The sequence below is a fragment of the Faecalibacterium sp. AF27-11BH genome (assembly GCF_003603005.1).
Classification (GTDB): domain Bacteria; phylum Bacillota; class Clostridia; order Oscillospirales; family Ruminococcaceae; genus Faecalibacterium; species Faecalibacterium taiwanense.
In genome coordinates this window covers 307,689-327,788 of sequence record NZ_QVGS01000001.1, presented here as the reverse complement: position 1 = coordinate 327,788, position 20,100 = coordinate 307,689, and the positions used below count along the sequence as shown (strand labels likewise).

The window sequence follows — 20,100 nt, the reverse complement described above, 5'->3', positions numbered from 1 at the left end:
TTTTTCCGTTTTATAAAACCCTGTGGCAGCAAAAAAGCTGCGGCCCGGGTCTTATCCCTGCCGCAGCCTTTGTTGTTTTTTCAGATCAGACCCAGCGCCTTGAACTCCTTTGCAATGCCGTCCTCGTATACCGAGGGAGCAATGCGGTCGCACCGCTTTTTCAGGTTTTCGGAGCCATTGGCCATACACACACTGATGCCCGCCACATCGGTCATCTGCAGGTCATTATCGCTGTCACCAAAGCCGATGGTATCCGCCAGCGTGCAGCCCAGATGATCACAGATGGCCTTGATTCCGGTGCCCTTATCAAATTTGCGGTTGATGAGCTCACCATTCACAAAGCCATCGGTCAGGCTGTCCAGCTTGCTCTCGCAGAACACGAACTGGTCGGCATAGAGCTGCTTTGCCTCGGCAAGGTCGCTCTCGTGGTCGGCAATGAACACGATCTTATACAGCGGTTCCCCTTTGTAATCGGAAAGCGGCAGGATGGACATGCCCTCTTCCATGGCTTTGCGCCAGCGCTCTGCTTCGCTGTTCAGCGGTGCATCGTTCTTTTTGTGGATAAACTTCCACCTCTCAGCCATTTTGCTTCCGCCAAAGGTGGCATCCCGGGCTTCCAGCGTGCACTCCACGCCATTGCGTTCCAGCGCCGCGCGCACGCCTTCAGCCTGCTGCGGCTCCATGGGGATATCCACCAGAGTCTTGCCATCGCACAACACATAGCCGCCGGCGCTGCACACTGCGCCCGCAAAGCAGTCGTGCCGCAGCAGCGGTTCGGTCATGCGGTGGTTGCGGCCGGTGCACAAAAACAGCTTGTGTCCGTTTGCTCTGGCGCGATCCAGTGCAGCCAGAGTGCTTTCCGGGATGAGCATATCACCCGGCGGCAGCAGCGTGCCGTCAATATCCAGAAAAATCAGCTTACGACCCATACTTTTATCCTTTATCATCAAAGGGAGCCTCGCTCCATGATCTGATAGCCCAGCGTCACCTGACGCACAGGCCCGCTGCTCCCATTTTCTTCCAGCATCTGCAGCAGGATCCGGGCAGCCTCCTGCCCCACCTGCTTCTGGTAAAAGCGCACCGTGGCCAGCCCCGGTTCCATCATGCTGCCAGCCCAGCTGTCGCCAACGCCTGCAAGACCCACATCCTGCCCCACATGCCGTCCTGCTTCCCGCAGGGCACGCATGGCACCAAAGGCCACCGTGTCAGTCACGCAGACCACACCGTCCAGATCCGGGCAGCGCACCAGCAGTTCCTGCATACAGCGCTGGCCCTCCTCCATGGTAAAGGCGTTGCAGCAGATGCGGGGCATCTGTTCGCCGTTCAGTCCGGCAGCGTTCAGCGCATCCTGCACGCCCTCACGGCGCTGCACGCCGGTGGCATCGTCCCGCTCTGTACCGCCAATATAAACGATCCTTTTGCGGCCATGGTCCAGCATCCGCTGGGCAAGTTCCCGGGCTGCAGTGCGGTCGTCGTTGTACACGCAGGCCACATCCTGAAAACGCTGGCCTGTTACCACCACCGGCACACGGCAGTTTTTCAGCGCCTGCGCCAGCTGAGGAGTATAATAGCTGCCCAGCAGGATGATGCCCGCCACGTGGTTGCGCTGCATGGCAGTCAGATAGCCCAATTCCCGCTGAGCGTCCAGCTCGGTGTTTCCCAGCAGCATCAGATAGCTCTTTGCATCCAGCTCACTGGCAATGCCTGCCGTGATCTGCCCCACCGACTGGGAGCCGATGCTGGGAGCGATCACCCCAACCTGATTCACTTTTCCGGTGCGCAGAGTCTGGGCGGCGGTATCCGGGCGGTAGCCGGTCTTTTCCACTACCTCGTGGATGACAGCCCTCTTCTGTTCGCTCAGGGGGCCTCCGTTCAGGTAGCGGCTGACCGCCGCACTGGATACACCCGCCATTTTTGCAATATCACTGATGGTCATTTGCAGTACTTCTCTCTTTTGGGATGCATTGTTATGTGTAAACGTTTTCATGCTTATTATAAACCGCTTTCATCCATCCCGCAAGATGCGCTTTTCCCGGTTTATTCCGAACGCATTTTTGTTTTTCTGGCAACTGTGTACAAAAGACGGCTTTTTTCTGAGAAGCAGGGCATTACAGGCGGTCAGGCTGCGCCCATGCTCCATGCACGCACGGCAAGCCCCAGCAGCAGGACCACCAGCAGAACGATAAACACGGTTTTATTGCCAGTTCTTCTCTGTTTCTTTTTGCGGCCTGCCGTGCTGCGGCTTTTGGCCGAGCTGCTGCGCGCTGTGGTGCTTCTGCTGCCGGAGGAACGGCTGCCGGCCGTTTTGCGGCTCTGGGCGCTGCGGTTCTGGCCCTGCTTTGTGCTCTGGCGGGCTGGCTCGTGCGCAGCCGTTTTTTCTTCCGGCGCACGGCTGGATGCGATCGGCTCCTTTGCGCCGCAGCGTGCCAGATAATTTTCTGCATCGCGGTAATAGCGGGCAAGCTCATTCTCGCGGAAAGCCGTGCCCACATAGCCGTCTTCCAAGCTCTCCACCGCCTCGTTGAACAGGATCGCCGCCTGAGCGGCATCGGTGTGATCGGTGGCGTGGGCGGCTTCGTTGCGGGCGGTGCGCACAGCATTGCAGGCGCGGCGGGCCGCACCCGGATTGCTGGTATTGCCCAGCAGGTCCAGCGGTTTGGCGGCATCCTTTTCCGGGTCCAGCAGAACCCGCATACAAATGGTGGTATCCAGCTGCTGCCAGCTGTTTTTGCCGGAAAGATCCGGCATACGGTCGTAGTAGTCCGGGCTTTCCTGCTGGCGCTGTGCAACGTGATCCAGCAGTGCACCCAAGCTGTGCGCACCGGGTTTGTGCTCCCAGTGCCAGCGCAGCAGGCGGCGGCTGATCTCATCGCAGGCAGTCTTGATCTCAAAGGCAGCCTGTAAGGCTTCTTCCGGCATAATGGTTCTCCCTTCTTCTGGCATACAAAAAAGCGGAGAAGGCATACCGCCCTCTCCGCTGCTGTTTGTGTTACAGCACGAACTGGTAATACACGAAGCCGCACAGTGCCACTGCTGCACAGACAATGGCAGTGATGGGCGGCACCCAGCGGATCAGCGCTTCGGCCACGCTGTCGCGCTCGTCCTCGTATTCTTCCTCGCCGTCATAGGCAGGCTCCGGCTGCTGAGATATCGGCTGTGCACGGCGGGCTGCAGCAGGCATCACACGGGTGCCTTCGTCTGCAGCTGCATGGGATGCCCTGCCCGGGAACTGTGCCCGCATTCCGGCATCCATCACACGGGTCTGCTCTGCAGCAGGTTCTTCCGGCTGTGGTTCTGCTTCACGGCACGGTGCACCCATGATCCGGGTCGGCTCCTCCTGCACGGGCGCTGCGCCCATAATGCGGGTAGGCTCTTCGGCCTGCGGGGCAAGAGGCGTTTCCAGTTCCGGCTCGGTCTGGGCAGGCTGTTCCGGCTGCAGCAGGGTGTTCAGCGCGTTCTGCAGCAGGATGCGGTCGCAGCCGCACTCCGAGCAGTACACGGTATCCTCCTCCTTCGGGTGGAAGGCACCGCAGGCGCAGTACCAGCCATTTTCAAACACCTGCGGCTGATACTTCAGCTCCTGGCGGTTCATGCGGGTCTCCAGCGCCTTTTCCAGCTCAGTAGACAGGCGCTTGGGGGCAGGCAGGCGCACGCGCTTGATGCCGTCCAGATGCACCACCCGCTTGCCGTTGTACACGTTGCACAGCGAAACATCCACGCTGGTGATGGCCTTTGCGGTAACGAACACCGCATCGTCCATGCCAAACAGTTCGCCGGGCTTTACTTCCAAGTCACGGTACTCGAACCGGTCCTCGCACAGGATCACGCCGTCCACGCCCTTGCACTTGAAGTGGATCTCCAGCGCGGTCAGGGTCACCTTGGAAATATTCTTGAAGGTCAGGCAGACCGCGTGCTCCCCGCTGACATCACCCTTGAGCAGCTCCACGCAGACGAACTGCACCGGGCTGCCGGGGGTGTAATAGTTTGCGCGGGTCCGTGCGACCGGGTTAAAATTTTCCTCCACGACACTCGCTCCTTTCCATTGGGATCAAATCAGTTCTGCGGATCCTGTGCATCCGGCGTTTCCGGTGCAGCGGTCTCCGGCAGCGGCTGGGCCGTTTCGGCCTGTTCGGCAGGCTCAGCGGTCTCTGCAGGTTCAGCAGTTTCGGCCTGCTGAGCGGTCTCTGCAGGGGCAGCCTGCACGGTCTGAGCAGGCTGTTCCGGCTTCGGCTCATCGCCTTCACGCGGGGGCAGTGTGCCGCCCGCCATAATGGTGTTGAACTCCTGCTCGTTGAGCTTCTCGCGTTCCATCAGGGCCTGTGCCAGCGCGTGCAGCTGATCGATGTGCTCGGTCAGGGTGCGGCGGCAGGTCTCGTAGGCTTCATCAATGATATCCCGCATCTCGCCGTCGATCTCGGCAGCGGTGGTCTCGCTGTAGCCCTTGCCCTGACCCAGATCGCGGCCCAGGAAGGTTTCCTCCTGCGAGGTACCGTACACCACAGGGCCAAGCCGCTCCGAGAAGCCGTACTTGGTGATCATCTGGCGGGCAATGTTGGTGGCCTGCTGCAGATCATTGGAAGCACCGGTGGAGATATCCTCCAGGATCAGCTGTTCGGCCACGCGGCCGCCCAGACTGGAAACGATATCCTCGAACATTTCGCCCTTTGTCACGTAGCTGCGGTCTTTCTCGGGCAGGTACATGGTGTAGCCGCCAGCCTGACCACGCGGGATAATGGTGATCTCGTGCACACGGGGGTGATGCTTGCAGTAGAAGCCCGCCACAGCGTGGCCTGCCTCGTGGTAAGCAGTCAGCTTCTTTTCCTCCGGGGTCACAACGCGGCTCTTCTTCTCCGGGCCAGCCATCACCTTCATGGAAGCTTCCTCGATATCCTCCATGGTAATGGCCTTGCGGTTGCGGCGTGCAGCCAGCAGGGCCGCTTCGTTGACAAGGTTCTCAAGGTCTGCGCCCGCAAAGCCTGCGGTGCGCTGTGCAATGACCCTGAGAGAGACATCCGGGGCCAGCGGCTTCTTTTTGGTGTGGACCTTGAGGATTTCCTCACGGCCCTTGACATCCGGCAAGCCCACATAGACCTGACGGTCAAAGCGGCCCGGACGCAGCAGGGCCTTATCCAGAATGTCGGCACGGTTGGTGGCCGCCATGACGATGATGCCGTCGTTGGCCTCAAAGCCGTCCATTTCCACCAGCAGCTGGTTCAGGGTCTGCTCGCGTTCATCGTGGCCGCCGCCCAGACCGGCACCGCGCTGACGGCCCACAGCATCGATCTCATCAATGAAGATGATGCAGGGCATGGACTTCTTTGCCTTATCGAACAGGTCACGCACGCGGGATGCACCCACGCCGACGTACATTTCCACAAAGTCAGAGCCGGAAATGGAATAGAAAGGCACACCGGCCTCGCCTGCGCAGGCGCGGGCCAGCAGGGTCTTGCCGGTGCCCGGAGGGCCTACCAGCAGCACGCCGTGGGGAATGCGTGCGCCCAGAGTGTTGAACTTCTCCGGGCTTTTCAGGAACTCCACGACCTCTTTCAGCTCTTCCTTTTCCTCGTCCTCACCGGCAACATCGGCAAAGGTGGCTGTCTTTTGGTTCTCGTGCTCGTCCTTCACCTTGGCTTTGCCAACGTTCATGATCCCGCCGCCGCCAGCACCGCCGCGCATCATGGAGAACAGCAGGAAGCCGGTGCAGCCCAGCATTGCCAGATAGAACAGGATCTCCATCCATGGGATGTTTTCCTTGACAGGGGTATAATCGTACACCATGGGAGCATCCGGGTTTGCGGCATCGTAGGCGGCAATGTAGTCGCCCACATACTTGACGAACATGGATGCATAGGGCAGCTTGTAGCGCACAGTCACAGTGCCGTCGCTGTTCTTCTGCGCAGCAGTATCCTCATCCGAGGAGGACAGCATACCGCTCAGCAGTCCGCCGGTGGCCTGCGTGGTGCTCTGGGACGTGGTATCGGGCAGGGGCAGGTTATTTTTGCCGCCTTCCTTGAGGTTCATGGTGATGACACCGGTGTTCAGGTCCAGCGAGAACTGCGTGACCTGCAGGCTTTCAAAATAATGCACTACCGTGGAATATTCCATGGATGAGCTGCTGGCAGAGCCGGTGCCGCCCAGCACCGACCAGACCATCAGCACCGCCGCCAGCGCCAGAGCAAGGATCAGCGGATTGAAACGGGGTCTTTTGGATTGCAAAAAAATCAACTCCAGTTCTTGGATGAATTATAGTGTGAGAAATCACTTCTCGTAGACTTCAGGCTTGAGCACACCCACATAAGGCAGGTTGCGGTATTTTTCATCGTAGTCCAGACCGTAGCCCACCACGAACTCGTCCGGCACCTGGAAGCCCTCGTAGTCAGGCTGGATATCGGCCTTGCGGCGGCTGGGCTTGTCCAGAATAGTGCAGATCTTTACCGAGTTGGGGTTGCGCATCTTGAGCATGGGCACCAGATTTGAGAGGGTGACGCCGGTATCCAGAATATCCTCCACGATCAGCACATCCTTGCCGGACAGATCACCGTCCAGATCCTTGATGATCTTTACAAGGCCGCTGGTAACAGTGTTGCTGCCACCGTAGCTGGACACCACCATAAAATCGATGCTGCAGGGAATGCTCACCGCACGCATCAGGTCGGCCATAAACACCACCGAGCCCTTGAGGATGGACACCAGAACAAGGTTCTTGCCCTCGTAATCCTTGCTGATCTGGGCACCCAGCTCAGCAACCTTTGCCTTTAACTCTTCTTCACTGACCAGAACAGTCTTGATATCATCATGCATACTCATGTTATTTCCTCCCTATGTTCCATTTCCATCTGCAGCACCTGCGCAGTGTCTGCATCCGGGGCAAGGCCCTCGGCAAAGCCCGCACCGCAGACCCACAGTACTTCGCTGCCCGCCGCCAGCAGCGGCAGCTGATCGCGCTGGCTGGCTGGGATGCCCGTTTCGTTCATCCACTTGCGCAGCCGGTTGTGTACACTTCGCCCCGCCGGGCGGTAGACATCTCCCGGCTGGCGGGTGCGCAGGACAAGACCAGCATACAACGTAGTTATTCTAGCATAATCCGCCTGATTTTTTAAGTCTTTTTTATGAACGACTTGTATTTTTTCTTCAAAATCAGCCGTAAAAAGCCCTGCAGTCACCTTCCAGCCGCCCGCAAGGCAGTATTCTGCCTGTTTTTCCGGCTGAAAGGGCTGGCTTTCCGGCCGTTTGTCTTCCTGCTGCCGGGGCCGTTCCGGCACAATCTCCTGCCAGAAGCATCCGTCTTTGGCACAAAAGCGCACCCGGTCAGTCAGCTGTACCGCACCGCTGCCGCGCCGCACAAGGCCGCACAGCAGCTGCACATATTTTTCCTCTGCGTCACGCACGGGAGCCGTCAGCGAATGCATGGCCGCTTCCAGAACAGGCGCATCCGCAGCGGAAAGCGGGCCCAGCCGCCACATCGTGCAGGCTTCCGGGCTTTTGATGGCAGCCTGTGCCGCATCCAGACGTGCAGCGGAAAGCAGCTCTTCGGCCTTCCGGGCAAAATAGGCATCCGCGCGGGCTGCCTTCTCGCAGAAGCGGGCAAGGTTTTCCGCCGCTGCGCCGTTGGTGCTTTGCAGCGCAGGCAGCGCCGCACGGCGCACCCGGTTGCGGGCATAGGCATCGGTCGCGTTCGTCTCATCTGTGACCCATGCCTGCCCGGCTGCGCGGCAGAAACTTTCGGTATCCTGCCGGGTAAGGGCCAGCAATGGCCGCAGGTAGCACCCGCGCTTTGGCCGGATGCCTGCCGCACCGTGCAGCCCCGTGCCCCGGGCCAGCCGCAGCAGCAGGGTCTCAGCCTGATCATTTGCAGTATGGGCCGTTGCAACGACATCTATCCCCTCCCCGCACAAACGCGCAAAGCAGGCATAGCGCAGGCGGCGCGCCCAGTCCTCCCCGGCATGTTCCGACGGCAGGCCCACTTCGTCGGCCATCTCTGCAGCATGGAACACCCGCAGCGGCACACCCAGCCGGGCGCATTCCGCCCGCACAAAGGCTTCGTCCCGGTCGGCGGTCTTGCCGCGCAGGCCGTGGTTCACATGGCAGGCCGAAAGCGCAAACCCGAACTCCGGCTGCAGGGCCAGCAGGATGCGCAGCAGTGCCATGCTGTCTGCCCCGCCGGACACTGCCGCGGCCAAGCGCAGCGGCTCGCCCGGACAAAGCAGCTTTTCTCGCAGAACAAACATGCGCACATGCGCCAGAATTTTTTCATTGTTCATCAGCGTTTAAAGTCCACATCCATAAAGCGGGTGTGGGCACCATCCCAGCCCAGCGGCACCGTGCTGGTCTCGCCGTGACGGTTCTTCGCCACGATGCACTCTGCCGTATCGGCATCCACCTCAGCGCCGTCCGGGTTCTGGCTGGCATAGTAGGAATCGCGGTACAGGAACAGAACGCAGTCGGCATCCTGCTCGATAGAACCAGAATCGCGCAGGTCGGAAAGCTGGGGCCGGTGGCTGGAATTGTTGCCCTGCTTTTCCACCGCACGGGACAGCTGAGAAAGTGCGATGATGGGCACATTCATTTCCTTTGCCATGATCTTGAGGTTTCGGGTGATGGAGCTGATCTCCTGCACGCGGTTCTCGCTGCGCTGGCCGGTGGTCATCAGCTGCAGATAGTCGATGACGATGAGGCCCACATTCGGGCGGGTGGGATCCTGATTCACCCGGCGGATCTTCGCCTTCATTTCGGTGATGGTGATGCCGGAGGTATCGTCCATATAGATGGGTGCATCGTGCAGCTTTTCGGTGGCAAGGGCCAGATATTCCCAGTCCTCGGCGCGCAGGGCACCGGTGCGGAATGCCTGACTGTCGATGCCGGCCTCAGCAGAAAGGATGCGGTTGGTAAGCTGTTCCTTGGTCATTTCCAAGCTGAAAATGGCCACCGGCACCTTCTGCTGCATGGCCACGCGGGTGGCGATGTTCAGCGCAAAGCTGGTCTTGCCCATACCGGGGCGGGCCGCAAGGATGATGAGATCGCCGCGGCCAAGGCCGGTGAGCACCGTATCCAGCAGGCGGAAGCCTGTGGGGATGCCCTTGTATTTGTCCGCATCCGGGCCGCTGATCTTCTGCAGGTTGGTCAGGGTCTCCACCATGCTGGAGGAAAGCGGTGTCAGTGCGCTGGAATCGCGGCCGGAGCGGATCTCATAAATGCGTTGCTCCGCGTTTTCCAGCAGCAGGTCGGCATCCGGCTCATCTCCGGCATCCTGCAGGATGTCCTTTGCAACGCCCATCAGCTGGCGCACCAGATACTTTTCCTGCACGATCTGGGCATAGGCCTTCACATTGGAGATGCTGGGCACCGTCTCGGCAAGGCCGGTCAGGTACACCTTTGCTTCGTCGGCACTGGGGAACACGCCGTCCGAGATAACAGCGTCCAGCAACGTCACAAAGTCGATGGTCTGGTCGGCGGTGAACAGGCGCAGCATTTCGGAGTAGATCTGCGCATTCTGCCGGGTGTAGAACATCTCCGGCCGGATGATCTCCACCAAGTCGGTGAGCGTTTCCGGTTTGAGCAGCACCGCACCCAGCACGCTCTGCTCTGCCTGCATGTTGTAGGGCAGGTTGATGCCCACGCTTTCCAGATTCAGTTCATTGGAATAATGTCGTTCGTTCGGCATGGTAGTTTATCCTTTTGCATCATTTCGCTGAAAAGCCAAAAAGCGCCCCCTGCTGTGAGGGGGCGCAGATGGCAGAAAAATCAGGCCTGTTCCACTTCCACCATAATTTTGAAAGAAGCGACCACACCAACGTGCAGACGGACCTTGCCGTTGAACACACCGGCATCCTTGATGTCCTTGGTCTCCAGCTCGATCTTCTTCTTATCGATGGGTGCGCCTGCCAGCTGAGCCAAAGCATCGGCAACTTCCTTGCCGGTGACTTTGCCGTGCAGACGGCCGGATGCACCGCCCTTGGCCTTGATGGTCACGGTCTTGCCCTCGATCTTTGCGGCCAGATCCTTGGCAGCAGCTACGGTCTCAGCCTCGTGGAAATCGGCAGCAGCTTCCTTGCTGCGGGCAACGTTCACAGCGCTGGCATCTGCCACAGCGGCCAGCTTGCGCGGGAACAGATAGTTGCGGGCGTAGCCGTCGGAGACCTCGTGGATCTCGTCCTTCTTGCCAATGCCCTTGATATCCTGCTTGAGAATCACTTTCATGATGTTATCCCTCACTTCTCACCGGAAAACCGGTGCAGTTGTTGTGTTTATAGTATAGCGCATTTGTCGCTTTTGAGCAAGAGGAAGCGCGCATTGCAGCATTATCCTCAAGTGAACTCCCCCAGTCCGCTTCGCAGACAGCCCCCTCTGAGATGGGGCCTTTGGCAAAACCGAAGGCTTGTCCTTTTCGCCAGAGGCTCCTTCTTTGAGACAGACTCCCCCGGCCGGGGGAGGTGGCACAAAGTGCCAGAAGGGGAACAGCTGGCATCACGCAAGTGATGACTGAAGGAGTTTTCTTATTTCAGTTCCTTTGCAGCCACGTCCAGAGCCACCTCAATGACCTTGTCCATGTCATAGTACTTATACTCGCCCAGACGGCCGCCGAAGATCACGTCCGGCTCCGCATCGGCCAGCTTCTTGTACTCGGCATACAGGGCACCGTTCTTCTCGTCATTGACGGGGTAGTACGGCTCGTCGCCCTTCTTCCACTCAGCGCTGTACTCGCGGCTGATGACCGTTTTGGGCTGGGTGCCGAACTCAAAGTGCTTGTGCTCGATGATGCGGGTGTAGGGAGTTTCCGCATCGGTATAGTTGACCACTGCGTTGCCCTGATAGTTGTCGGTGTCCAGCACCTCGGTCTCAAAGCGGACGCTGCGGTACTGCAGAGCACCCAGCTTGTAGCCAAAGTAGGCATCCACCGGGCCGGTGTAGACCACCTTCTCGGCCAGAGCGTTCAGATTTTCGCGGTCGGCCAGATAGTCCACATTCAGCCGCACCTCGGTGCCGTCCAGCATCTTTTCCACCATGGCGGTGTAGCCGCCATTGGGAATGCCCTGATACAGTGCGTTGAAATAGTTGTCGTCGTAGGTGAAGCGCACCGGCAGACGCTTGATGATGAAGGCCGGCAGTTCGGTGCAAGGGCGGCCCCACTGCTTGCCAGTGTAGCCCTTGATAAGCTTTTCGTAGATATCGGTGCCCACAAGGCTGATGGCCTGCTCTTCCAGATTCTGCGGGTCGGTGATGCCTGCTTCCTTCTTTTGCTCTTCGATCTTGGCCTTGGCTTCGGCAGGGGTAACAACGCCCCACATCTTATTAAAGGTGTTCATATTGAAGGGCAGGTTGTAGATCTCGCCGTGGTAGTTTGCCACCGGGCTGTTGGTGTAGCGGTTGAACTCTGCAAACTGGTTCACATACTGCCACACAGCCTTGTTGTTGGTGTGGAAGATATGTGCACCGTAGCGGTGGACGTTGATTCCCTCCACCGGCTCCGTGTAGATATTGCCTGCAATGTGGCTGCGCTTATCGATCACAAGGCACTTCTTGCCTGCCTTTTTTGCTTCCTGTGCAAAGACCGCGCCGTAAAGGCCGGCACCAACGATCAGGTAATCGTACTGTTTCATGGGTGTGATCCTCTCTGTTCCGTTTATTTTCCTTCTACATCGCCCTTTTTTTGCGATGCATAGTATTTGTCGATGGCACCTTCGATGCGGGCACGGGCTGCTTCCGGCGTGATATGCTTGAGCTGTGCTGCTGCCATGGTCTGGTGGCCGCCGCCGCCCAAAGATTCCATGATCACCTGCACGTTCACGGCACCCAGACTGCGGGCCGAGATGTTCACGCCTGTGCCCACCTGCACTGCCACAAAGCTGGCATCCACGCCCTGAATGGTCAGCAGGTCGTTTGCCGCCTGTGCAATGGCCACGCGGGCCTCCGGTGCCACCTCGCCGCTGACGGAGATCGCGCAATTTTTGTACATGCGTGCTTTTTCCACCAGATCTGCCTTGGCATTGTACTCCACCATGGTCACATCGAACAGCTGGCGCACCCGCTCCGTCTCCGCGCCATAGCGGCGCAGCGCAGCGGCAGCTTCAAAGGTACGCACACCGGTGTGCAGGGTAAAATCGCGGGTATCCAGCATGATGCCGGACAAAAGGCCTTCGGCCTCCACACGGTTGGGCTTGTCGTCGCGCTCGCCCACGTACTGCAAAAGCTCCGTGACCAGCTCACTGGCCGAGGAAGAATACGGCTCATGGCAGACCAACGCCGGGTTCTCGATGTAGCCCACGCCCTTGCGGTGGTGGTCGATCACGGCTACCTTGCCGCATTTTTCCAGAATATCCTTGCTTTCCACAAGGCCCACCTGATATGTATCCACCACGATGCACAAAGTGCGCTTGGAGATGATAGGCAGTGCGTCCTTCGGGTCGATAAAGTCGTCCTTCTGGCCTGCACGGCACAATGCATCGATCAGGCTGCCCGCAAGGGTAGCGTCACGCCGCACCGCGATCACCGCCGGGACATCGCATATTTTGCAGATGCGCAGCACGCCCTCGGCGGAGCCGATGGCATCCAGATCGCTCATGCGGTGGCCCATAATGACTACATGATCTGCTTCCTTGATCAGCTTCACCAGCTGATCGGCCACGATGCGGCTGCGCACCTTGCTGCGCTTTTCCACACCGTGGCTCACGCCGCCGTAGAACGTAAAGCCGTCCGGTGTCATTTCAGCGGCCTGATCGCCGCCGCGGCCCTGCGCCATATCCAGCGCCTGCACGGCCATATCCTGGGCTTCCCGCAGGGTCTTGGCCCCGCGGCCAATGCCGATGGACAGCGAAAGGTTCACGCTGGGATCCAGCGCACGGATCTTATCCAGCACATCGTAGCCGCGGTTTGCGAACTGCTCCATCTGGCGCTCTTCCACCACAGCGATATAGCGGCCGCTGGCCACACGGCGCAAAAAGCCGCTGCCCCGGCCGATCATATCCTCCAGCGTGCGGTTGATGCCTTCCAGCAGGCGGGCACGCTCGCTGTCCAGCATGTCACCGAACACATCGTCGTAGCCGTCCACCAGAAACACCAGATAGCCCGGACGGCTGGCTTTGTATTCCGCCTCCACCTTGCGCAGGGCGGTCTCCTCGTTCAGCACCAGCAGGGTCATGCTCTCCGCATCGCCGGGCACCGTGGAGCTGTGTACGCTCCACATGCCGTCCGCGAGGGTCAGCAGCTGGCCCTCCTGCTTGCGGCACTGCTGCAGATCAAGGCCGGGCAGCACCTTCTGCACGCGGTTCACCAGCGCATCCTGCCCGTTCAACAGGCGGGTGCGGAACTGTGCATTGTACCACAGCACCGTCTCACCGGAAAGCAGCGCGGCCGGCTGAGAGAGCGGTTCCAGACTGAACTGCAGCTTGGAGCCTTCAAAGCTGCCGCCGCACATCCACCGGGCCACCCACTTGCGCAGCTGGCAGCGGAACAGCACCACCACAACGCCCCATAGCACCACCAGTGCCAGCAGCGCCAGCCATGCCGTGGGCCGCTGGATCAGCAGCACCAGCACCAGCAGGCCGCACAGCACGGCCAGACTGGCGGTGAGCATCTCCAATGTCCATCTTGGTTTTTGTTTCATCAAATCTCCTGCCTTCCGCCGCATTGTTTGCGGCAGCGTGCCCGGATCAGACCTCCATCAGGATGGGAAGGATCATCGGGCTGCGCTTGGTGCGCCGATAGATATAGCTGCTCAGTGCCTCGCGCACGCGGGTCTTGACGCTGTTCCAGTCGCGCACATGTTCATCCACGCAGCGGTCCAGCGCATTTTCCACGATGCTCTGTGCACCGTCCATCAGGCTCTCGTTCTCACGCACATACACAAAGCCGCGGCTCACAAGGTCCGGGCCGGCCAGCACCTTGCCGGTCTTGCTGTCCACGGTGGCCACAATGATGACCAGACCGTCCTCGGACAGGTGCTTGCGGTCGCGCAGGACCACATTGCCCACGTCGCCCACGCCAAGGCCGTCCACCATCACTGCACCGGCGGTGACAGGCTCACCCAGCTTTATCTCGTCCTGGCTGAGAATGACGTTGGAGCCGTTCTCCGCAATGAGGATGTTGCTGGTAGGGATGCCAAGGCTTGCGGCGGTGAGGGCATGCTTTTTGAGCTGCTTGTACTCGCCGTGCACCGGCAGGAAATACTTGGGCTTCGTCAGGGTGAGCATGAGCTTCTGCTCTTCCTGACAGGCGTGGCCGGAAACATGCACATCGTACATGCTCTCGTAAATGACCTCTGCACCCAGCAGCAGCAGACCGTTGACGATCTTGGTCACGCTCTTCTCGTTGCCGGGAATGGGATTTGCCGAAATGATAATGAAGTCGCCGGGGCCCACGCGCACCTGACGGTGGCTGCAGGATGCCATGCGGGAAAGGGCACTCAAGGGTTCGCCCTGGCTGCCGGTGGTAATGAGCACTACCTGCTCCGGAGGATACTGGTTCAGCTCATCCACGCTGATGAGGGTGCCCTCCGGGATGTGCATATAGCCCAGCTCCTGCGCCATGGCGGTGTTGTTCACCATGCTGCGGCCGCTGAATGCCACCTTGCGGCCATCCTCCACGGCCAGATCGATGATCTGCTGCACGCGGTAGATGTTGGAAGCAAAGGTGGCAATGATGATCCGCTTGTTGCGGGCACGGGCGAACAGATTGCGCACGCCTGCAGCCACCTTCTGCTCGGTGGCGGTAAAGCCCGGACGCTCGGAGTTGGTGGAATCGCTCAGCAGGGCCAGCACGCCGCGCTGACCGTACTCGGCCAGCGTGGACAGGTCGGTGACGCCGCAGGCCAGCGGAGTGTAATCGATCTTGAAGTCGCCGGTCTGGATGATGGTGCCAGCCGGGCTGTCGATGGCAAAGGCCACCGCATCCGGGATAGAGTGGTTCACATGGATGGGCTCAATGGTAAAGCAGCCCAGCTTGATCTTCTGTCTGGGGGTGATCTCCACGAACTTGGTCTTGCCTGCCAGACCGAACTCCTCCAGCTTGTTGCGGATCAGGCCGCAGGTCAGGCGGGTGCCATAGATGGGCAGGTCAAGTTTCTGCAGCAGATACGGGATGCTGCCGATGTGGTCTTCGTGGCCGTGGGTGATGAGCAGGCCCTTGATCTTATCCTTGTTCTGCACCACAAAGGTGAAGTCCGGGATGACCATGTCCACGCCGTACATGTCGCTGTCCGGGAACACAAGGCCGCAGTCCACGATGATCATGTCGCCGTTGCACTCGTACACGGTCATGTTCTTGCCCACTTCGCCCAGACCGCCCAGCGGGTAGATGTGGATAGGCACAGCGGCCTCTCTGGGCTGCTGCGGGCGGCGGGGCCGACGGTTATAATAAGGGCGGCGGGTGGTGCGGGGGCGCTTTTCGCCCGTCTGCGCGGCGGGTGCGCCGGTGCTCTGAGCAGCAGCTGTTGCCTTGCTGCGTGCGGAATTATTGGTATTTTCTTTCGACTGTGCCATTCTGACCTCCAAAATAATTACAGCGCAGGCCGTCCCCGCTTGTGGGAACAGCCGCGCTGTGCATGGGAAGCACCTTGAAAAATCGCATCGGCTTCCGTTGGATGCACCGTATAGAATTTATTTCTCAGCGTGTTTTTTGCAAACCGCTGCCTGTTCCGTAAGAGGTTTTGTGCCAGATAGGTCCATCTGCTCGATGCGACCGTGGCTTTTCTGTTGGAACGCCCGGGCACACGCCTGCGGTGCGCCCCTATACGCATTTTGTTAGGATAAGTATAGTATTTCCCGGCGTTTTTGTCAATTCCAAGGTTTGGCAGCTCCGGCACGGAATATACATTCGCACTTGACAGAAGCCGGAAAATAGCGCTAAATAGAAGCAACTCATTTTAGAAGGAGAACCGCATGAAGCAGGTCGAAGTGTACACCGACGGCGCATGCAGCGGCAATCCCGGCCCGGGCGGCTGGGGTGCCGTGCTGCGCTACCGTTTTAACGGCAAAGTTTACGAAAAAGAGCTGAGCGGCGGCGACGACAGCACCACCAACAACCGCATGGAGCTGACAGCCTTTATCGAAGCACTGCGCCAGCTCAAGGAGCCGTGCGAGGTACGGCTGTGCTCCGACAGCCAGTATGTCATCAACGGGCTTCAGAAGGGCTGGGCCAAAAACTGGCAGCGCCGGGGCTGGAAAAAAGCAGATGGCTCCCCTGCCCTGAACCCGGACCTCTGGGCACAGGCACTGGAGCAGGAAGCCCGGCACAAGATCACCTATGTCTGGGTCAAGGGCCACGCAGGCCACCCGGAGAACGAACGCTGCGACCAGCTGGCCGTGGCCCAAAGCAAAGCACATGGCGGGAGGCAGGGAACATGAGCGACACATTTTTGCCCGGCAGTGGGTTCGACACCTACGAGAGTCAGGATAAGGTTCTGGTGCAGATGGACGGCAGCAGAGAATGCGCCGTAGCTGTGCGCATTTTACAGCAGCAGGGCTTTGCCGTGGCGGGCGCTGCCGTGCGGCTGGCAGCAGAACAGACCGCCGATGCGGAAAGCGCCAAAAAGGCAGCAGAGGCCCTTGGCATCGAGTGCATCGTGCTGAACGCCGAAGCACTGGCCGGGCAGGACGCAGACGTTCTGGGCGAAGGCGGCACGCCGCTGTTTGCCGCCCTGCTGACGGCTGCAGACAAGCTTGGGATGCAATATGTGGCAACCACTCACCGTGCCCGGGTGGAGACCGGTGCAGACGGCGTGCACACCGTCTGCCCGCCCGCAGGCACCGGCAGTGATGACAGCACGATTCTTGCAGCTCTGCCGCAGGAAACGCTGGCACGGCTGATCTTGCCGCTGGGCGATTTTGCCCCGGAGGATGTGGCGGAAATGGCCGAGGATTTTAAAGTTTAACCGTACGTTTCAAATGGCCTCCGTTGCACTCTGGCCATATTCAGCGGAAACATTATTTTTATATTAGAATTCCGGAAAATCTGCAGATTTTCCGGAATTCTTTTTTTCACAGGCAAGGCCGCTGCGGCACACGGCATCTGCTGTTTTTGCTTCCTGCGGAAACAGCCGCACGGCGGCAGAAATGCATTCTACGGTTCGGACCCCATTCCCGTGAAAATGAAAATCGGGAACATCCGCAGATGCTCCCGATTTTCGCATTATCAATATAGTTTCCGCTGAATATGGCACAGCACACGCGGAGCCATTCCAAATCGTTTTGTCAGTTCTGGGGATGCACGATATCGCGCCAATCCAGATCGCCGCGCTCCAAGCCATGGATGAGCACTTCTGCAGTGGCAATGTTGGTGGCCATGGGGATGTTGTGCACATCGCACAGGCGCAGCAGCGTCATTTCGTTGGGTTCGCTGGGCTTTGCGTTGATGGGATCACGGAAGAACAGCAACAGGTCGATCTCATTGCAGGCGATGCGGGATGCGATCTGCTGGTCGCCGCCCTGCACACCGGCCAGAAAGCGCTGCACCTGTAAGCCGGTAGCTTCTGCGATCAGTTTACCGGTGGTACCGGTCGCTACCAGTTTATGCTGGCTCAGGATGCGGCAGTACGCCGTACAAAACTGAACCATCAGCTCCTTTTTGGAGTCATGCGCAATGAGTGCAATCGTCATCCGTTACCCTCTCCTCTTCCTAAACGATTGGAACGCTTTTGTAAAAAAGTCCTTTGCCTGAAATGATATCACAAAATCCAATCTTTTACAACTGTTTTTTATACAGAATATTCAATTTTGTTTTCTTTTCAGGGATGTTTCCATTCAAAACCCCGCTGCAGTGCCCTTTCCCGTGTCGGTTTTGTCTCCCGTTTTCAGTTCTCCGGCGCAATGGCATCGGGGTTCTGCTCGGTGTCTGCGGCGGGCTGCTGCTCGTCCTGCACGGCAGGCTGGGCTTCCCCTTCTGCTGCCGTTTCCGGCGCAGTGGTGTCTGCGGCGGGTGTCATCTGTGCAGGCTGGGCTGCGGCATTGCCAGTGGTCTGGCCTGCAGCGGCCTGTGCTGGGTCAGTGGTCTGCGCCTGATCTTCCTGCTGGGCCTGCTCGGCTTCCTTTTCCGCTTCGGCCTGCTGGGCAAGGCTGCCATCCTTCAGGGCAAAATAGGCATTTGCAATGTCCACCACCAGATCACCGGTACGGGCACCATAGCCTCCGTACTCAATGCTAATGCCAATGGCGATCTGCGGATCATCCGCCGGGAGGTAAGCCACCATCATGGCGTTCAGATAGTGCTTACCGGGCGCATAGGTCTCACTGCGCTGAGGTGTACCGGTCTTGCAGGCGATCGGCACCGGATAGCTGGAAATTTTGCCGCTGATGGTGCTGGGCACCTGCTTCATGCCCTGCCGCACCAGCTCAAAGGTGTTGCCGGTGCCTTCGATCACATCCATGACCTCGGGCTTGGTCTCGCTGAGCACCTCGCCGGTGTTGGTGTCCAGAATGGCCTTGACGAAATGGGTGCGGTAACGGGTACCGTTGTTGGCCAGCGTTGCCGCGTAGGTAGCCAGCTGGATGGGCGAGACCACCGTGTTGCCCTGACCGATGGCGGCCTGCACATCCAGCGATGCCGTATAGTTGGAGTCGCTCTTGGTGGTCAGACGGCCCACGGCCTCGCTCACCTCCACACCGGTGCGCTGGCCAAGACCCAGCTTGTAGGCATAGGCATCGTACACATCGCTGGTCAGGCGGCGGCCAACATCATAGAAGAAGATGTTGCAGCTCCACTTGATGGCCGTTACCACATCGATGTTGCCGCTGTGGCCATGGCGGGTACAGCGGGGGTGGTAATCCTTGAAGTAGTTGTACACGCCGTTGCAGTAAACGGTAGAATACTGGTTGATGAGGCCGCTGTCCAGTGCAGCCACCGCCACGGCGGGCTTGAAGGTAGAACCCGGCGTATACAGGCCCTGCAATGCGCGGTTGAACAGCGGCAGGCTCGGGTCGGAGCTGTACTCGCTATAGTTGGCGGCATACAGGTTCTGGTCATAGCTGGGATAGTTGGAAGCAGCCAGCACACTGCCGTCCTTCACGTCCAGCACCACCACCGCACCGGCGGCAGCTTTCATGGTGCCGGTATTGTACACGCGGTTGATCATATCAATGTTGTCCGCCAGTGCCTTGTCCACGGCACGCTGGAAGTTGCTGTCAATGGTCAGCTGCACGGTATGGCCCGGCTCCGGCACAGTGGTGAGCTTTGTATCCACGATCACGCCGTCCGAATTGCGGGTGATGGTCTTCACGCCGTCCTTGCCGCGCAGCTCGTCCTCATAAACGGATTCCAGACCGGAAATGCCCAGAACATCGTTCATGTTATAGCCTTTTTCCCGCAGCGGATAGGTCACCTGACCGTTGGAATCGGTCACCTTCCACTTTTCCGCCGTGATCTTGCCCACACGGCCCAGCACCGCCGGGATGATATCGCTCTGGTCGTAGCTGCGGGCGCTGGTCTCCACGATCTCCACACCCGGCAGCTGCAGGCTGTGTTCCTTGATGGTGGCCACCGCGAGGGTGCTCACGTTCTCCGCCATGACAAAATTGTTCACATTGGAGAACGCCTGCCGGTCCATCTCGTAGTGGATGCCGGCCAGCACACGCTGCCATTCCGGCGAAAAATCCTGCAGATCGTTCTTTTCCACCAGCATTTCCATTACATCGTTGGCGGTGGCGTACTGCTGCAGACCAAGCGTTTCCTTCATGTCTGCCAGCTGCTTCTGGTCGCTGGTGGACGTGTCATCGTCCGTAAAGGCGTAATTGCCTGCTGCGTCCGCCTGACCGATCAGCAGCGTATCATTCCAGCTCTCGCCATTCGCACGCAGCAGCTCCACGATCTGCTGCAGCATGGTGTCCAGATCCCGGTCGCCCATCAGCAGTTTGTTGAGGACCACATTGTAGCTGGTGGTTGTGGTGGCAATGCGCCGCCCGGCGCTGTCCACGATATCGCCGCGGGCCGCCGTGACCGTAAAGTTATAGTCGGTGGTGTTGGTGGCCTTGGCCTTGAAGTCGTCGCCGTTGACCAGCTGCAGAAAGATCAGCCGCATCACGTACAGGCCCATGATAACACATGCCACTGCAATGAGCAGGATCATCCGGCGCACAACGTTTTTTCGTTCGTTTTGGTTCATCCGCGTTTCCTCCG

General features: G+C 59.2%; 16 protein-coding genes. 2 read left to right on the top strand and 14 right to left on the bottom strand.

Going from position 1 to position 20,100, the window contains the following annotated elements; all coding sequences use genetic code 11:
- Window positions 1-80: 80 nt before the first annotated feature.
- The 12 genes from DWY76_RS01510 to DWY76_RS01455 all read right to left on the bottom strand — a co-directional run bounded on the left by DWY76_RS01510 (window position 81) and on the right by DWY76_RS01455 (window position 15,473).
- Window positions 81-947: an HAD family hydrolase gene (locus DWY76_RS01510; RefSeq protein ID WP_223387859.1), complete on the bottom strand. Its 867-nt coding sequence runs from the start codon at window positions 945-947 to the stop codon at window positions 81-83.
- Window positions 947-1,936 carry a LacI family DNA-binding transcriptional regulator gene (locus tag DWY76_RS01505; protein ID WP_120079481.1) on the bottom strand — a complete coding sequence of 330 codons (990 nt, stop codon included), beginning with the start codon at window positions 1,934-1,936 and terminating at the stop codon, window positions 947-949. The genes DWY76_RS01510 and DWY76_RS01505 overlap by 1 nt, the downstream gene beginning before the upstream one ends.
- 182 nt (window positions 1,937-2,118) lie before the next feature.
- A complete protein-coding gene (locus DWY76_RS01500) occupies window positions 2,119-2,919 on the bottom strand; it encodes a hypothetical protein (RefSeq protein ID WP_165852546.1) in 801 nt (266 codons plus the stop codon).
- A gap of 70 nt (window positions 2,920-2,989) precedes the next feature.
- Entirely contained in the window at window positions 2,990-4,024 is a 1,035-nt protein-coding gene (locus DWY76_RS01495; protein WP_120079477.1) for a hypothetical protein, read from the bottom strand.
- Window positions 4,025-4,053: 29 nt separating this feature from the next.
- Complete coding sequence (ftsH, locus tag DWY76_RS01490) at window positions 4,054-6,225, bottom strand: ATP-dependent zinc metalloprotease FtsH (RefSeq protein ID WP_120079475.1); 2,172 nt, start codon at window positions 6,223-6,225, stop codon at window positions 4,054-4,056.
- Between the two features lie 33 nt (window positions 6,226-6,258).
- The gene (gene hpt / locus DWY76_RS01485; protein ID WP_005940003.1) at window positions 6,259-6,807 is read right to left on the bottom strand and encodes a hypoxanthine phosphoribosyltransferase; all 549 of its coding nucleotides are present in this window, start codon (window positions 6,805-6,807) and stop codon (window positions 6,259-6,261) included.
- Window positions 6,804-8,261 carry a tRNA lysidine(34) synthetase TilS gene (gene tilS / locus DWY76_RS01480; protein ID WP_120079473.1) on the bottom strand — a complete coding sequence of 486 codons (1,458 nt, stop codon included), beginning with the start codon at window positions 8,259-8,261 and terminating at the stop codon, window positions 6,804-6,806. Before tilS ends, hpt begins: the two co-directional genes overlap by 4 nt.
- The gene (gene dnaB / locus DWY76_RS01475) at window positions 8,261-9,661 is read right to left on the bottom strand and encodes a replicative DNA helicase (protein WP_005939997.1); all 1,401 of its coding nucleotides are present in this window, start codon (window positions 9,659-9,661) and stop codon (window positions 8,261-8,263) included. The genes tilS and dnaB overlap by 1 nt, the downstream gene beginning before the upstream one ends.
- Before the next feature lie 80 nt (window positions 9,662-9,741).
- A complete protein-coding gene (gene rplI, locus DWY76_RS01470; RefSeq protein WP_005939994.1) occupies window positions 9,742-10,197 on the bottom strand; it encodes a 50S ribosomal protein L9 in 456 nt (151 codons plus the stop codon).
- Window positions 10,198-10,493: 296 nt separating this feature from the next.
- A complete protein-coding gene (gene glf, locus DWY76_RS01465) occupies window positions 10,494-11,597 on the bottom strand; it encodes a UDP-galactopyranose mutase (RefSeq protein WP_120079471.1) in 1,104 nt (367 codons plus the stop codon).
- A gap of 23 nt (window positions 11,598-11,620) precedes the next feature.
- Complete coding sequence (locus DWY76_RS01460; RefSeq protein WP_243111881.1) at window positions 11,621-13,600, bottom strand: DHH family phosphoesterase; 1,980 nt, start codon at window positions 13,598-13,600, stop codon at window positions 11,621-11,623.
- A gap of 46 nt (window positions 13,601-13,646) precedes the next feature.
- Window positions 13,647-15,473 (bottom strand): ribonuclease J, encoded by a 1,827-nt coding sequence (locus DWY76_RS01455; protein WP_120079469.1) that lies wholly within the window; start codon window positions 15,471-15,473, stop codon window positions 13,647-13,649.
- Window positions 15,474-15,872: 399 nt separating this feature from the next.
- Here DWY76_RS01455 and rnhA point away from each other — a divergent pair, with 399 nt between their 5' ends.
- Window positions 15,873-16,337, top strand: a complete 465-nt coding sequence (rnhA, locus tag DWY76_RS01450; protein ID WP_005939979.1) for a ribonuclease HI — start codon at window positions 15,873-15,875, stop codon at window positions 16,335-16,337.
- A complete protein-coding gene (locus DWY76_RS01445) occupies window positions 16,334-16,864 on the top strand; it encodes a hypothetical protein (protein ID WP_097778181.1) in 531 nt (176 codons plus the stop codon). Before rnhA ends, DWY76_RS01445 begins: the two co-directional genes overlap by 4 nt.
- A 319-nt stretch (window positions 16,865-17,183) precedes the next feature.
- On the opposite strand, the gene mgsA is transcribed toward DWY76_RS01445, so the two are convergent.
- A complete protein-coding gene (gene mgsA, locus DWY76_RS01440) occupies window positions 17,184-17,588 on the bottom strand; it encodes a methylglyoxal synthase (RefSeq protein WP_005939970.1) in 405 nt (134 codons plus the stop codon).
- A gap of 194 nt (window positions 17,589-17,782) precedes the next feature.
- The gene (locus DWY76_RS01435; protein WP_120079467.1) at window positions 17,783-20,086 is read right to left on the bottom strand and encodes a penicillin-binding transpeptidase domain-containing protein; all 2,304 of its coding nucleotides are present in this window, start codon (window positions 20,084-20,086) and stop codon (window positions 17,783-17,785) included.
- Window positions 20,087-20,100 lie beyond the last annotated feature (14 nt).

What these genes read in the sequence shown, in the direction of transcription:
- mgsA (WP_005939970.1), bottom strand. Translation starts at nt 17,588, where the DNA reads ATGACGATTGCACTCATTGCGCATGACTCCAAAAAGGAGCTGATGGTT.
- DWY76_RS01445 (WP_097778181.1), top strand. Translation starts at nt 16,334, where the DNA reads ATGAGCGACACATTTTTGCCCGGCAGTGGGTTCGACACCTACGAGAGT.
- dnaB (WP_005939997.1), bottom strand. Translation starts at nt 9,661, where the DNA reads ATGCCGAACGAACGACATTATTCCAATGAACTGAATCTGGAAAGCGTG.
- hpt (WP_005940003.1), bottom strand. Translation starts at nt 6,807, where the DNA reads ATGAGTATGCATGATGATATCAAGACTGTTCTGGTCAGTGAAGAAGAG.
- DWY76_RS01505 (WP_120079481.1), bottom strand. Translation starts at nt 1,936, where the DNA reads ATGACCATCAGTGATATTGCAAAAATGGCGGGTGTATCCAGTGCGGCG.
- DWY76_RS01500 (WP_165852546.1), bottom strand. Translation starts at nt 2,919, where the DNA reads ATGCCGGAAGAAGCCTTACAGGCTGCCTTTGAGATCAAGACTGCCTGC.
- rplI (WP_005939994.1), bottom strand. Translation starts at nt 10,197, where the DNA reads ATGAAAGTGATTCTCAAGCAGGATATCAAGGGCATTGGCAAGAAGGAC.
- DWY76_RS01460 (WP_243111881.1), bottom strand. Translation starts at nt 13,600, where the DNA reads ATGAAACAAAAACCAAGATGGACATTGGAGATGCTCACCGCCAGTCTG.
- rnhA (WP_005939979.1), top strand. Translation starts at nt 15,873, where the DNA reads ATGAAGCAGGTCGAAGTGTACACCGACGGCGCATGCAGCGGCAATCCC.
- DWY76_RS01455 (WP_120079469.1), bottom strand. Translation starts at nt 15,473, where the DNA reads ATGGCACAGTCGAAAGAAAATACCAATAATTCCGCACGCAGCAAGGCA.
- DWY76_RS01435 (WP_120079467.1), bottom strand. Translation starts at nt 20,086, where the DNA reads ATGAACCAAAACGAACGAAAAAACGTTGTGCGCCGGATGATCCTGCTC.
- DWY76_RS01510 (WP_223387859.1), bottom strand. Translation starts at nt 947, where the DNA reads ATGATAAAGGATAAAAGTATGGGTCGTAAGCTGATTTTTCTGGATATT.
- glf (WP_120079471.1), bottom strand. Translation starts at nt 11,597, where the DNA reads ATGAAACAGTACGATTACCTGATCGTTGGTGCCGGCCTTTACGGCGCG.
- tilS (WP_120079473.1), bottom strand. Translation starts at nt 8,261, where the DNA reads ATGAACAATGAAAAAATTCTGGCGCATGTGCGCATGTTTGTTCTGCGA.